Here is a 13,814-nt window from a genome sequence, read left to right as displayed (position 1 = left end):
CAATGGAACAAATCAATAACCATGGCTTAGATGCTTTAGTTTGGATGGCAAATTATTACCATAAAAATGTCTCTGCTGATCAACTTAGGCATGCGATTGGAATGCAAAACACCTCCCCAACAGATTGGGAGATGCGGGAATGTGCCCATATGTTAGGGTATGAAACAGAACTGGTTGCTTTGCCGTATTCAAAACTCGAACATATTCCCCTCCCCGCACTTGCTTATATAAAGGGAACTTGGCAAGTGTTACATCGAGAAAAAGAGCTGATCCTAATTGACCCTGTAGGTAATCAGCAGCACGCAATTTTAGACGCTGGGGTTGAGCAGCATACTGAACTCGATATTTTGTTATTCAAAGAGCAATTGGAACCTGAACAAAAAAAAGCATTCGGCTTTAGCTGGTTCATTCCCTCTATCATGCGGCAGACGGCGAAATTACGGAATATTTTTATTCTTTCTGCAGTAATTCAACTCTTTGCATTAGTGAGTCCTTTATTATTTCAAAACTTGATTGATAAGGTTTTAGTGGGGCGAAGCCTCTCTAATCTGCATATCATTGCGTTAGCTATCTTTGCGATTGCCATTGCTGAACCTCTGTACGGCTTTATTCGCAATAAAATTTTCAGCCATACCAGTAGCCAGATTAGCGCTGAACTATCTGGGAAAATTTATCGCCATTTAATGGCACTGCCGCTCAATTATTTTAAACTACGTCCAACGGGGAAAATTATTGCGCGGATCCGTGAACTCGCACATATCAGGCAGTTTTTAACTGGCTCTACGTTAATGCTGTTTATTGATTTTATCTTTGTGATCTTATTTATCGCCGTCTTATTTTCCTATAGCAGTGTGATGTCTTGGATTTTACTGGGTTCAATGGGGGTATTTTTTATTTTATGGATGGCTTTAGGCCCCATGATCCGCCAGCAAACTGAAAAATCCTACCAAGCAGATGAAAATGGGCTGACATTTCTCACCGAAAGTATTACGGGGATTGAAACTATTAAAACCACTGCGACAGAGAAATATTTTAATAACCGTTGGGAAAAAATATTCAGTAAGCAATTACAGCAAAACTTCAAAGTCTCTATGCGCAGTGAAATTGCAACACAATTGATGACCCTAGTGAGTAAAATCACCACCGCAATCCTATTGTGGGTCGGTGTTAAAGAAGTTTTAAACGGAGGAATAACCCCTGGTGAATTAGTGGCATTTAATATGCTAAGTGCACATGTGACTCAGCCTGTTCTTCGATTTGCACAAGTTTGGCAGGATTTTCAACATACTATAGTCTCCCTTCGTCGTGTCGGTGATATTCTTGATAAACCAGTAGAAAATGAACGAAAAGGTATTTCAAGTTCTTCCGCTATTCAGGGGCAAATCGAGTTTCAAAATATTCGATTTCGTTATCAGGCCGATACGCCTGAGGTTCTCAATAATCTCTCGTTGTCGGTTAAAGCAGGCGAGTTTATTGGTATTACTGGCCCTTCAGGCTCAGGGAAAAGTACGTTAACTAAGCTCTTACAGCGGCTTTATGTACCACAGCATGGTCAAGTTATTGTAGATGGAATGGATTTAGCTGTCGCAGATACAGTATCACTGCGCCGAAAAATGAGTGTGGTTTTACAAGAAAGTACACTATTTGTTGGAAGTATTGCTGATAACATTCGCTTAAGTGCCCCCCAAGCATCAGATGAAAAAGTGATCCAAGCGGCAAAACTCGCGGGTGCCTATGATTTCATTATGTCTTTACCAGATAACTTCAATTCAGCCTTAGCAGAAAAAGGGTTGAACCTTTCTGGGGGGCAGCGCCAACGAATTGCCTTGGCCCGCGCTTTGCTGACTGAACCAGATATTTTAATTCTTGATGAAGCCACTTCGGCTCTCGATTATGAGTCACAGGATGTGCAAATATTGATTAACGATTTATAGCTAGCAAAGCCGCACTACAAGCCAGCCAGCATTTTTGCGATTTGCTTTTTTTTGCCTATTTTTACCCATTCATATCATTTTTGTGTCACAATTTCGGCACAGCTCGGCACGGTCAAGAGAATCAATATTTCTTCCATCCGGTTGTTGTGTTCCTACTCTCAAATGTCGCGAATCTCGAATACATTTCACCTGTTGAAGAAATAAATAACTGCCCGACCCTGTTTTGGTTATAACCAGATTCAAAAAGAAAGCCATTCCCTGTACCAACTGGCGACCATGTTGGACAATTTACAACACCTATGCTTTGACTCCCTGAAAACACGGGTAGTGATTCATTTCGCAAACTATTATATGAGTTCTCAGTTAATTTATATAACTCGCTTTTATATAAGCGAATATCCCCTTGCCACCCGCTTGTCAAACTCCACCGAACTCTGAAAATATTGTGGTCAATACTTTCTATTGTGATTGTCGTCTTGCTTGGCACAACTATCACAGCATCAACATCAACATTAAAATTGCTTTGTGTTGTCAGCGTGTATGTTGATACGCCGAGTGAGCGCATGTACTCGCACACTTCCCCTGCGTTTTGAAATTGTTCATTGCTTCGTGGGTTGTCTGCTGTCAGTGTGTGTATTCGAGTCGGAAAGTCATTATAGAATTGATTGAATGAGCTCGTTATGTTTGATAAGTCTAATGTCTCATCATCATACTCACAGTTATGCTGAATGATGATACACACTCGATTTTGATAATTACCGCCCCGCAAAACAGACAGAGAACATGAGTATATTTCAGCGATACCGTTTTCATTTGTAACACAGCACCCCTCATTCTCCATTGTTCGTATGTCTGGATATCCTGCGTTCATCATTTCATTTCTAAAGTCAGCAGGGTCAAACAGTCCATCCACAGCTAATGAACCGTCGAAATTAAACTTCATAAATCCATACATGCCGTCTGACTTACTTGCAGTTGTGCTTGTATCTCCACCACATGATGTCACAATACAGTTATCTCCGAGCGTCAAACCTTGCCTTTTAGGCTTCATCCCGCCGCGACCTGATATCATACTATCAATGCTTAATGACGAAATTTTCTTTAACTCAGAACCAGAAATAAATTGACTAACAGGATAAATATCTACACGATTAGCATTATCATCATCTATCCCTGTCCCCTGACTGATATCTCTATTGAATGCAATCTTGTCACCGTAATGCCCGAATTGGTATCTCGCACCCGTAGGGAAAGATTCAGACCTCACCAAGTACGACATATCTTGAGTGCTGTCATTTATGATGTATTTCCGAGTTGTATAGTTTTCATGATTGGGCAATAACAGTATTCTATTATTCCCGTCATGTATAACTGAAATACCCTCTGGGGCACTCCTTGTATCAGTGCAAAGTCTTAGTAATCTCTTCCCTGTTTTCCAATCGAAAACTATCACCCATGTTTTGTTTAAGTAATCACCTTCTCCGCCAATGGTTTGATATGATAAATACAACTTGCTATCTATCGTATCTACAAACATTCCCTGCTGACCAAATAATGTATAAGCATGTTGGTTAACTATTGATTGATATCCCTGCTCTTCAAAGCTAATGATGTGTTTAATTTTCACAAACTTTGGGTTTCTTCCTTTTCTTGCTAAGTCAGCTGAATTTTCAGCAGCATTCAGCCTAACCTCTATATTCTCACCAGTCGATGAGCCAATCATTGATGCGCCTGAATTTAATTTAATATCACTACGCAAACTCGCATCACCAACACTAACCCAAGCTCCTTTACCAATACCGCCAGTTGATTGCTGAGTTGATCCTGCTGGTACTCGCTTAGGTAAATCGCCATCCCAGCGGTAATATTCTCCTGTGATTTCATCACGCAGTATGTGATTGCGTTGAGTTAATTCATTATTCGGTAAATCAGCACCCTGCTGGAAGCTGTCAATCGTAATATAACCAGCGGCGACAATCGCGGTATTCATGTCGACTTTGAATTTCTCGACTAACTCCTTGAATAACCACTCCATACCTGCCGCCGTTAAATGACAATTTCCAAAGCGGTCAATATATTTATGTTTTAGTGATGTGGCCCATATATCTAATAATCCAGAGTTAAAGAAAAGGTTTTTGATATCACTACTTGGAACTGGCTCTTGTGTTGGCTTTACATTTTGTCTCATGCTTATTTTTTCCAATAAAAAAGCCAGCTCTGATGGCTGGCTTGTTGGTTAATGATTGCTGTTATGCGTTATAGTCTGGTTTTGCGTCGAAATATTCGGTTGCGGTTATTGTGTAGCGTTCGCCACCGAGTGGGCGTTTGTCCGTGATTATCCATTTAGTCATTTCTAACTCATCTGAAGTGGCAATGATGTAACGTGATGCAACTTGTTTGTTATATCCATCGTAGAAATTGAGCTCGATATCTTCTGGCACACTGGCGATAAAGCCGAATTCAGTGTCTGCGCGTGACTCTGCTTTGAATTTCTGCGTTGTGTAACCCATGCTATCTGTGAGATATACCCACACTTCTTCATCGAATTTGATTTTCTCACTGGTTGTGAATACCTCTCCTTTTCTCTCGGTGATGTAACCAGCTTGCTGATTGGAGTCGTAAGTGTCAGCTATAAGCACCATATCTGATGGGTACACATTCCCGCCGTCCGCAAGCGTTGTCAGACTGATACTTGTTCGCTGGTGAATAAGTCGATTAGCTTCGAGTAGCGCCCTGTCCATTGCTTGATAGCGGTTCCTACAGCCTTGCAAAACTATCTTATTCGGCGTGCGTGATAACCCTTCGGTAATGCCGTTTTCATCAACTCGAAAGCGGATATAGTCTTTCTTATTGCGAACCGGTTCGACATACTCCAATTCAATCCCGTCATACCCACTTGGCATTGACATGTCATATGATATCTTCATGTCGTTACCTGTGATGTTCGAGCGATTGAAGGTGGTCATTGGGAATTCGCTAGATTGTTCACGCGAAAATGTAAGCACGGCATTATCAAAATAAGCCGTTACTCTTGCTGCGTTACAGATAGTTTCGATGCGTTGGCCTAAAGAGATATCTTCATCGTCAAAGGTGTAATCAAAATATCCCAGTCGTTCATCTGGCAAGCTATCGTTAATTCGATATAACCCGTCAATATCGATATTCTTCTCGCTTTCCCCTGCGGTGATTAGCCAAGTGTGCAGCACGGCATCAGCAAAACTTCGTGATGGCCTGAGCGTATAATCAACTTGCTTTGATACTCGGTCATACGAAATGTGCATGCGTGTGGCCAACAAATTGTATTTGCGCTCTCTTGCTCCCGTTGGCGCTTCCGTTGCCCTCACTGACACATTAACAATCGTGTCATTCTCAAAAACAACATTCTCACGAACTCGGACAATGTGAGCGTTTTCGATTTTCATGATACTTTGGTCGCTACTGTTATTGCGTCGAGTGAGCTGTACAGCGTAACGCCCGCGGCCTGAATTAAGCGTTACTTTGTCAGTTTTGTAATAAACTCGTGCACCATTGTTAGCGCTTAGCGCAGTATTGAAGCTTTGACGAGTGCCAGCTATTTCCTCGTTATCCGTATTTATCTTCCAGATTTCGACAGTTGCATTGCAGTTATCACCGCCACCAAGTTGCGCTTGTAAGTGGATCCACATTTGGTCACCATCAACAGGGGAAAAGAACGGGCCCACTGTTAAAAACTGATTGTCATACAGAATGAATTTCGTTGTGTTCACTACTGCATTAGGTGGAAGTTGCGCTAAATCAGTTCCGCTTAGGTTAGTAAAGAAGAATTCGTAATACTCAACAGGGTTAATTAATGAACCATCGTCACTCTCTTTTGCATCAACTAATTGAGCGTCAATTTTCACATCTTTAGTTACCGAACCCTGCGGCGTGTCGTAACTTACATTCACTATCATTGAGATAGAGCGCGGCTTTGTCAGTTCGTAGAAGTACTCAAACTCATCTTGTTTAACGATTTTTATCGCTGCTTCGCCACCTTTTATCTCACCTGAAACCACTTCATTTGCTGTCGCTGTTTGTTGTGGGATATCTTTACTTTCGTTAGGCCCCGGCAATTCTTGCCCGTCGATGTCGGGAAACTCGAACCCCTCGTTAATCAGTGGGATAACTTCCTTGGGCTTGTATATCTTGTAGCTCGCCCCAGCCATTGCGGTAAAATCAGACTCAGCAAATCGGATACTTTCCGTTTTATATTCGCCAATACCGATGTTTAGCCACTCAGTTACGGTTTTTAGGTTGTTGTTGTACTCAAACATTGACTGCTGAATGAGGTCAGGAAACGCCCTTACTTGCCCGTGAATCTCTGGCCTTGCCTGATACGCCCTTGCAACGTTTGTTTGCCCTGTGAGTCGGTTGTTAGGACTATCTTTAACATTCGACTCAGCCGCAGAAAATGACGGTGTTTTTGGCGCAAGAAACGAGAATACTTTCGTTACAAGGTTAAACACTGGGTTTAAGATATCGCCGATAACCCCTTTCGGCTGGTCTAACACTTGAATATAGTGAGTCGGTGTTATCTCGAAATCTAACTCGTCATCTTCTTGCAGCTCACGACCGTTAACGATAATCAGAACATCACTATGCAACTGCTGATGCACTAGAAAATCGCTATAAAAAAAAGAGCCGACTTTTAAATCGACTCTTTCTTTAGGTGTTCCCGCTATTCGCTGAATTTCAACTATCGGCATATTTCATAAACTCCAATTTCGTGAATTTCTTCTCAAGCACAATGAGCCTATCCATTCTTACAGCCCCATTCTCGCCGCGACTATGGAATGCATTACCATCGATAACTAACCCTATGTGAGCTGGCTGAGAGCCGCGATAACCAATGAATATCCCATCATCTACTGGATGCTCGTTGCGCTGCCAGAATTCGACTTCATTCTCATAGCAAGTTACAAAGTCATGGTCAGATTCGTAGCCAGCGTCATGATGAATTTCCGTACCTAGTACGTACCTAAAATACAACACGACAAGACCCCAGCAATCGCACTCATTTAAAGTACACGCACGATTCTTCCATGGCTTGCCAATCATCTGATTAATAAACTCTAATTTCGTCATTAAACAGTCTCCAAGCCTGTGAATTCTTCCATCGTGTATATTCTGCCAACGTTTTTATTCAGAGGGTTATTCATCGACAGCGTAACAGTGACCGACTCCGCATCAAGTGAACAGTCTTTCACGTACAGCGACCATTCGCTTATCGGGTTATCTTTGTCGGCTGAATCAAACAATCTAAACGTTGCGATAATTGGCTTCATTCGAGTGTTTGACCGCCATAACTTGAGCTGCTGCTTAAAGTCCTGCGCTACTCGACTAAACTTAACAGAGGCATCGATAATCGGCGTTTTGCTTTGCTGGCTTTCAGTGAGTTCAAAGTTACACGGCTGATACTCAACACCGCCTAAGACTTTAGGCTCTATCTGCAAGCTGACTAAATGAATGTTTCCGAATGATGGGTGATAGAATTGAATGGTCTCGTAGAATGTGCGCATCGGTCGTTGCGCTCGGTACTCTCTTAGCTTCATTCTCCCCCCTTACATCTAGGCAGTCGCTCGGTGATGACGATATCGAGCAAGCCCCAATCCCTTGGCGGTATCTCTACGATTAAATCGCCAAACTCGTCATCTGTATTGTTCAGTTTTCGGCAAATAATGCTTCCCGTCCACGTCACCACGCCAGCAACTATCGAGGTTTGCACTGGCATTTGAACGAAGTGAACTATTTGCTCCTGTAGTCCACTACCGCCCAAATCAATCTCCATCCGAAACCAGCGCTTACCATTATCAAGATAGTTAGGACTTCGTAGCCATTGAGCAAAGCGCCTTTCCTGCTCTCGCCTCAATACCCACCGCACACTCCAAACGGTTTTTAAATCATCCGTCAAAGGTTGGAAAATAGGAGCGCCAACTTGTGGCTGGTCAGTCCTAAATCCCGTGTCGATGGTCATGTTTTTGTCTGCCCTAATCGGCAATGGCATACCGCGAGGGTAATCAATAATTTCGTCCATCGTTACCTCTATCCGAGTCTGGTTGTTGCTGTGGTATTTTGAATTATCGAGCGATGCATAGGCCCCTTCTCATGCATGTCAGTTAGAAACGCTTGAACTGTCAATGTGTCGCCATTTTGTGTTGCTTCGGCTTCAAAGCGGTGATTACCTGATGAATGGTCATTAAATATAATGCTCACATTGATATTTTTGTTACCGCCCGCCTTATCCGCAGGAATAACCTTCCCTGACTTATTCGGAATGAAAGCCTGTTTCCCGTCGTAAGTCTGGAATATCTCAGATTCACCCGATTCATTAATACGGTATGGATTGCCGCCTGATACGTTACCGCCGTAGCGACGACCGCCGAGTAATGACATCGATTGACCAGCTAACATTGACGATTGGAAAGAAGCTAATCCGCTACCTGCCGCTGCCCCACCTGTTGCGATAGATGCCGCTATTGCCGCAGGTGTCCAAGCTGCCAACGCTGCCGCACCACCTGCTACTGCTGCCGCTGCGTTCGCTGTTTGTGCTGCTACTCCCATCGTTTTACTGATGATGAAGTTTTTCAGCATTTCAACGCCGACCTGCACGATTGAGTTAACGACACTGTTTAGAATCGTGTTACCCAATGAGCGCATGGCATCAGCTGCCGACATAGTGCCCGTCATTAACCCTGTCATTACATTGGATGCATTGCCCGCGAACGAATCGACCGCAGACGCTAGCATTTCGTAGCTTAATGATTGATTCCTCATTAGCTCCCATTGTGCGGCTGTTTGCTGTTGTTGGTACTGATTATCCATTGCTGTAATAAGCGCTCTATACTGCATGTCAGTAGCTTGTTTTGCTGCTGTAAATTGCTCATGCGACATTTGCTGTTTAGCGTAGGAGTCATCTAGTAACTGCTGCTCTTGATTGTAATACTCTCTCATCAAGGCGAGTTTGCGGGTATTTTCGTTTTGTAATGCTTGTACTGGGTCGAACTTAGCGCGGTTATCTGCTATTGGTGTGATAATGTTATTAGCTGTTGCCTCTGCAATTTTAGTGGCATATTCAGACGCGATTTCTAACCTGCGGCGCTGTGACTCTTCAAAGGAAATATCACCCGCTTTCAGTTGTCTTTCTATCTGCGCTAGTTCATCAGTTTTCAACATCTCAGCCTTGGCGATCACATTTGCTTCTAGCGCGGCTCGTTTGTCTGCTAATCGTTGCTGGATATCGTACAACTCACCTGCTAAACGCTCCGCTTCTGCTATCTGCTCAGGACTTGCCTTATCACCTAATGCCTTTCCAGCATCATACTGCGCTAACTTCTTAGAGCCTTCTTCATAGCCTTTATTAAGGCGTTCGATTTCGGCTATTTGGCGTTTAATTGCTTCCGTTACTGTATCTGTGGTTTTAGATGATGATTTGGACTGTTTTTCTCTTTCTCTGTCTGCTTCAGTTAAATCATAAAAGGCTGTAGCTTCTGCTATTAACTCATCCGCCTGACCTTTATTTTGCGTTAGCTTGCCAGCTTCCATTTCAGCTTTTCTAATGGCTCTTTGCCGCTTATCTTTGATTTTTAGTAACTCATTCTGTTCTTTCAAAGACAGTATTGCTTTTGCACCTTCATCGGTTTTTGGCGCTTCCTTTTGCGCTTCATTGAGAGCACGCTGAGCATCCGCAGCTTCTTTTATTTTTTGCCCCATCCATTGAACTGCATTACCTAGCTTATCAGCACCGTTGGTAGCTCCACCGAACATTTTTGAAGCATCATCAAGCCTTGCATTCATTTCTTCGGTTGCTTTAGATACAAACCCGATCGTTTCAGCTAATCTAGCTTTCTTCTCTTCTAGGTCATTTACTTTTATTTTTAGATCATCACTTATCTCACTTAGTTTCTTTTCTTTATCTAAAAACAGCGCCATGCTTTCAGATGTTAGTTTGTAAGATGTTTTCAGCATCTCTATTTCACTTTCTAATTCTTTTATTACGTCCTTTTGCTCGTTAATTGATCTTCTGGCTTTAGCCATTTCCGCTTCTAGCGCTACAGCGGATAGCTCTTTCATTCTATTTTTTAACTCTTCGATAGAATCAGCAAATGCCAATGCTTCCTCTTTTGCTTCTTGGCTTTTTTGGTAAAAATAGAATACAGCACCAGCGGCGATCATGGCTGCGCCCATTGGCCCACCAATCAATGCCAATCCAGCCCTTAAAGCTGTCAGTCCAACGTTCGCAGCTCTTGCAGCGTTACCAGTTGTAGTTATTGCTACAGTCTCAGCCTTTAATGATTGCGCGTGAGCTAATGACGCATTCCTAGCAATTGTCTTTTTGGCTATTAAGTTTTCTAGCGCTGTAACCTCGGCATTTGTTCCTTTAGCTACATTATATTCAGCCTGAGCAAGAGCTAATGAAGATGCAGCGGCAGCCTTATCGGCTAGTGTTTTCTTCACTGTTGCAGTTGCTGCATATTGTTCAGCTAGTGCCGCTTGGTGAGTTGCCTTGGCTTGGGCTGTACTTGCGGCAACATCGGCAATTTTAGCCTTAACAGAGTTACTCATAGCGCCTGCCATTCTCGCACCCATAACAGCGGCTAGAGCCATTGCGGCGGTAGAGACCTTATCAAAGTTCTCAGTTAGTACAGCAAATCCAGCCGAAATACTTCTTGTTATGCCTAACGTCTGATTTAGCTCGCCATAATAAGCCTTTGCTGAGTTTGTTAATTTCGTGAACCCATCGGCGACAGTGTTATCCATTGAGTCGGCCATTGCATTATTTGCATCTCTAGCTTTAATGATCGCATCGGCAAATAGTTGGAATGATATTTTCCCTTCAGCGGCTAGCTTTTTAACATCTTGCTCTGTAACTTTTACCCCGCCACGCATTACAGATAATTGCTTAGCGATATCCCCGATCAATGTTGGGGTCGCATTCATAATTGAGTTCCAGTTTTCTCCAGCAACTTTTCCAGACACCATTGATTTACTAAGCGCATTTAACATTGATTGTGTTTGGTTTGCACTAGTGGCATTTGCAGTTAACGCCGATGATAGAGACTCAATGTAATCAACTGTTTGCTCGGTGTTGTAACCAAGCTCTTGCATGGATATTGCGGCTTCTACATACAACAATTGAGTTATTTCAACAGCCTTACCATTTCGATTACTTATTTCTAAAAAACGCTCCTGTATGGCGGCGTATTTCTCAACATCCCCCTCTACAGACTTCAAAGCCATTTTTATTCGAGCTGCTACTTGCCCCCACTCATCCACCGCGCTAACAACTACACCTATGGATAAAGCAGAGGCTACAGCTGCCGCTGCTTTAGATAGAGAAAGCATTGATTTTTCTGTTTTCTCAACAGATTTAGATGTTTTATTAAATCCCGAGTCGAGATCGCTTAAGCTTCTTTCCACTTGCTTATTTGCAACTAGCAGAGCTTCAGTATCTGCTTTAATAATAAATTCTACTGAACCAGCATTGAGCGTCATTGTTAACCTCTTTAAAAAAAGAAAGCCCATGCAAATTAATACATAGGCCTTTAGCTAAAATAAAAAGCCCCGCTATTAAGCAGGGCCTGTAAAGTTAAAGTTTAATTACCGACACATCTCATTCCATTCTTTTGTGAACTCAGAAGAACCATCATCTATTAAAGTAGTTGAGCCGACTTGTATGAAGTTTTTATAGCCAGTAAACGCTCCAAAGCTGTTTTTAGCATTTACCTCACCACATGTAACTCCTGATTTACCAGAACGGCTGTTTTTTATTTCTGCGGATGATGGGTCCTTTAATGAATCCTTTAGCTTATTTTCTCCTAATGACACGCGATTCATTTCTTCTATTTTTTCTTGTCTCTCCGCATCTTTATATCTTTCAATAGCTAATTTATTTTCGTAGCGCTCACCAAAGATAGGAGCCTTTGAGTTAACCCAAAAAAGCGCCACCACACAGACAACTATTACCCCAACAGATGATACTTTAACGCCTAAAACATCCGATTTGGCACCAAGAAATATACATGCAGGAACAATAATAAATAATGAAACAGGCTCCCTAAATGCAAAGTAGGCAGTAACACAGAAAACTACAAACGCAAACAAACCTATAATCTTGTTCATCTCACCATCCCATCAATTAGTTTCAGTAATGTTAGCTTAGCGGGAGTGCAAATTGAAGCAAAAGGGAAAATGCAGATTTCAGGCAATAAAAAACCCACCGGAGTGGGTTGTTGGTATTAGAACTCGGGAATTATAGGTGGGTTAGTTATATAATGCCCTGACATATTCAGTAAGTTGACCGCGTAAGTTCTTATGTACGGGTAAGCTATCCCATGAAAATCAATCTCATCCATAAAATCCTGAAGATTTTCATTAATAATTTCGTCTTCAAACTTAAAAAAGAAATTATACTTAAATGTTAATTTCAATTTGTTAGCAATACAAAGAGCCACATCCATCGATGCCTTAACATTCTTTTTTTCTTTTTGGTCATAGAAGTAATAGCTTGTCATTGATATGCTATTCTTATCGCTATCTGGTGTTTGCTCAAGCGTTATTTCTGTCACATTTGTATTGATAATATTAAAGACCATTAAAACCTCAGAATGCAAAGCTAGCAGAGTGATGACTACAAGTCACGCACTCGACCCACAAGTTAGACTCACCCTCAGCTTTATCATTTGCCGATGAAAAACTAAACGCATAGTGATTATCGTAAGGGTCGTTCTCATCTACTAAACCCGCCTTAGCTAGCGTAGAAATTAACTCCTCAGTACTCATTTTATTAAGCTCTAGAAGTGACTCATTAACTATTTGTAGTTGTGTTTTTCTCATACGTCACCTCTCTTAGTAACCTGAATGCTATTATGTACTGATGTATTTGGATTTCTAACGCTCATTATCCTACAATTTGGAATCCTTGATTGATACCTAATTTTTCTAATATAGGAATCAAATTTTATAAACTCTTTTCTTATTATGGCATCAAAACCAGATTTATCCATAAGAAGGTTACAGATTAAACAATCATTTTGGAGTAAGCTTTTGTTTAGCTTTAGCCTGTTCCTTCTCATTAACTCAATTATGCCATCCCTGTATGAATTGAAAGCATTCAAGCCTTCGTTAGTATCTAGCTCAAGAGCAGAATCAACACTTATCTCAGCCTTCAAGACAACATACTTATCATATTTATTTTGTTTTTTCTTGTTGTCATACGCTTGCACCACAGCCCATCGTCTCGCGTCATCTTCTGGATCGCTTATTCCATGAATAAAGAAATAAGCTCCAGTACCTAGCCACTCATCGTCGTTTGCACTAACGTTGAAGTTACCACTAACAATTGAGCTTTCATTTTCTGCGGATGTGCCGTGGTAACCAATTAAATCCATACTCTAAAATATTCTCTCAGCTATTATCATGGTAACTGCTATTCATAGAGAGATGATATCAACTAATTTAAGTTTGGCGTTACTGATCTTATTTACAGTTTGATATTATTGTATCTATTTAAAAACATAATAATAACGTACCAAAACGGTACTATTGTTCATCTATACAGCAAGAATTACGATAGCTCATCTTATTTAATGGATGGGTCGTTTTATGAGCAGAGACTATAGCGAGGTTCAATTTCATTTACGGTTACCATATGAAATTCATGCAAAAATAAAGCAAAGAGCCAAGAATAATAATCGTTCTATTAACGCTGAAATACTGCATACGCTAGAAGATTCATTTTCCAATAGCCATCAGTTTTCAGAATACCACGACGAAGCAGAGAGAAAGGCTGATGCTTGCGCCAAGGAAATAAAAAGTTTGGTATTCTCAAAACTAACTGAGTTCTATAGAGACAAGTAACGCCAT

Annotated in this window: 12 protein-coding genes; 2 read left to right on the top strand and 10 right to left on the bottom strand. The window is 41.6% G+C overall.

Features of this window, described 5'->3' with window-relative positions; all coding sequences use genetic code 11:
* Window positions 1-2: 2 nt before the first annotated feature.
* Entirely contained in the window at window positions 3-1,934 is a 1,932-nt protein-coding gene (locus M1F05_RS06360; RefSeq protein WP_206086633.1) for a type I secretion system permease/ATPase, read from the top strand.
* Window positions 1,935-2,055: 121 nt separating this feature from the next.
* Here the strand turns inward: M1F05_RS06360 and M1F05_RS06355 are convergent, their stop codons facing one another.
* From M1F05_RS06355 to M1F05_RS06310, 10 genes are all read right to left on the bottom strand, one after another.
* Complete coding sequence (locus M1F05_RS06355; RefSeq protein WP_318825995.1) at window positions 2,056-4,122, bottom strand: hypothetical protein; 2,067 nt, start codon at window positions 4,120-4,122, stop codon at window positions 2,056-2,058.
* A gap of 61 nt (window positions 4,123-4,183) precedes the next feature.
* Entirely contained in the window at window positions 4,184-6,658 is a 2,475-nt protein-coding gene (locus M1F05_RS06350; protein ID WP_206086908.1) for a host specificity factor TipJ family phage tail protein, read from the bottom strand.
* The gene (locus M1F05_RS06345; protein WP_206086907.1) at window positions 6,645-7,037 is read right to left on the bottom strand and encodes an NlpC/P60 family protein; all 393 of its coding nucleotides are present in this window, start codon (window positions 7,035-7,037) and stop codon (window positions 6,645-6,647) included. Before M1F05_RS06345 ends, M1F05_RS06350 begins: the two co-directional genes overlap by 14 nt.
* Window positions 7,037-7,504 carry a DUF1833 family protein gene (locus M1F05_RS06340; protein ID WP_318825994.1) on the bottom strand — a complete coding sequence of 156 codons (468 nt, stop codon included), beginning with the start codon at window positions 7,502-7,504 and terminating at the stop codon, window positions 7,037-7,039. The genes M1F05_RS06345 and M1F05_RS06340 overlap by 1 nt, the downstream gene beginning before the upstream one ends.
* The gene (locus M1F05_RS06335) at window positions 7,501-7,986 is read right to left on the bottom strand and encodes a hypothetical protein (RefSeq protein ID WP_318825993.1); all 486 of its coding nucleotides are present in this window, start codon (window positions 7,984-7,986) and stop codon (window positions 7,501-7,503) included. Before M1F05_RS06335 ends, M1F05_RS06340 begins: the two co-directional genes overlap by 4 nt.
* Window positions 7,987-7,994: 8 nt before the next feature.
* Complete coding sequence (locus tag M1F05_RS06330; RefSeq protein WP_318825992.1) at window positions 7,995-11,444, bottom strand: tape measure protein; 3,450 nt, start codon at window positions 11,442-11,444, stop codon at window positions 7,995-7,997.
* 105 nt (window positions 11,445-11,549) lie between these two features.
* On the bottom strand, window positions 11,550-12,071 hold the full coding sequence (locus M1F05_RS06325; RefSeq protein ID WP_318825991.1) for a hypothetical protein: 522 nt from the start codon (window positions 12,069-12,071) through the stop codon (window positions 11,550-11,552).
* Window positions 12,072-12,187: 116 nt separating this feature from the next.
* On the bottom strand, window positions 12,188-12,544 hold the full coding sequence (locus M1F05_RS06320; protein WP_272689850.1) for a hypothetical protein: 357 nt from the start codon (window positions 12,542-12,544) through the stop codon (window positions 12,188-12,190).
* Between the two features lie 7 nt (window positions 12,545-12,551).
* Window positions 12,552-12,731: a hypothetical protein gene (locus M1F05_RS06315; protein WP_272689849.1), complete on the bottom strand. Its 180-nt coding sequence runs from the start codon at window positions 12,729-12,731 to the stop codon at window positions 12,552-12,554.
* Window positions 12,732-12,781: 50 nt separating this feature from the next.
* Complete coding sequence (locus tag M1F05_RS06310; protein ID WP_241541902.1) at window positions 12,782-13,339, bottom strand: hypothetical protein; 558 nt, start codon at window positions 13,337-13,339, stop codon at window positions 12,782-12,784.
* Window positions 13,340-13,553: 214 nt separating this feature from the next.
* On the opposite strand from M1F05_RS06310, the gene M1F05_RS06305 reads away from it, so the two are divergent.
* Window positions 13,554-13,808: an Arc family DNA-binding protein gene (locus M1F05_RS06305; RefSeq protein WP_239978629.1), complete on the top strand. Its 255-nt coding sequence runs from the start codon at window positions 13,554-13,556 to the stop codon at window positions 13,806-13,808.
* Window positions 13,809-13,814 lie beyond the last annotated feature (6 nt).

Source organism: Providencia sp. PROV252 (assembly GCF_033676005.1).
Classification (GTDB): Bacteria; Pseudomonadota; Gammaproteobacteria; order Enterobacterales; family Enterobacteriaceae; genus Providencia; species Providencia vermicola.
Note: the sequence above shows the minus strand (reverse complement) of the source record. Positions and strands in the feature narration are given on the sequence as shown.

Bases quoted from the DNA above. Each gene is read 5' to 3' on its own strand.
- M1F05_RS06340 (WP_318825994.1), bottom strand. From the start codon at position 7,504: ATGAAGCTAAGAGAGTACCGAGCGCAACGACCGATGCGCACATTCTAC.
- M1F05_RS06345 (WP_206086907.1), bottom strand. From the start codon at position 7,037: ATGACGAAATTAGAGTTTATTAATCAGATGATTGGCAAGCCATGGAAG.
- M1F05_RS06325 (WP_318825991.1), bottom strand. From the start codon at position 12,071: ATGAACAAGATTATAGGTTTGTTTGCGTTTGTAGTTTTCTGTGTTACT.
- M1F05_RS06315 (WP_272689849.1), bottom strand. From the start codon at position 12,731: ATGAGTACTGAGGAGTTAATTTCTACGCTAGCTAAGGCGGGTTTAGTA.
- M1F05_RS06330 (WP_318825992.1), bottom strand. From the start codon at position 11,444: ATGACGCTCAATGCTGGTTCAGTAGAATTTATTATTAAAGCAGATACT.
- M1F05_RS06360 (WP_206086633.1), top strand. From the start codon at position 3: ATGGAACAAATCAATAACCATGGCTTAGATGCTTTAGTTTGGATGGCA.
- M1F05_RS06305 (WP_239978629.1), top strand. From the start codon at position 13,554: ATGAGCAGAGACTATAGCGAGGTTCAATTTCATTTACGGTTACCATAT.
- M1F05_RS06320 (WP_272689850.1), bottom strand. From the start codon at position 12,544: ATGGTCTTTAATATTATCAATACAAATGTGACAGAAATAACGCTTGAG.
- M1F05_RS06350 (WP_206086908.1), bottom strand. From the start codon at position 6,658: ATGCCGATAGTTGAAATTCAGCGAATAGCGGGAACACCTAAAGAAAGA.
- M1F05_RS06335 (WP_318825993.1), bottom strand. From the start codon at position 7,986: ATGGACGAAATTATTGATTACCCTCGCGGTATGCCATTGCCGATTAGG.
- M1F05_RS06310 (WP_241541902.1), bottom strand. From the start codon at position 13,339: ATGGATTTAATTGGTTACCACGGCACATCCGCAGAAAATGAAAGCTCA.
- M1F05_RS06355 (WP_318825995.1), bottom strand. From the start codon at position 4,122: ATGAGACAAAATGTAAAGCCAACACAAGAGCCAGTTCCAAGTAGTGAT.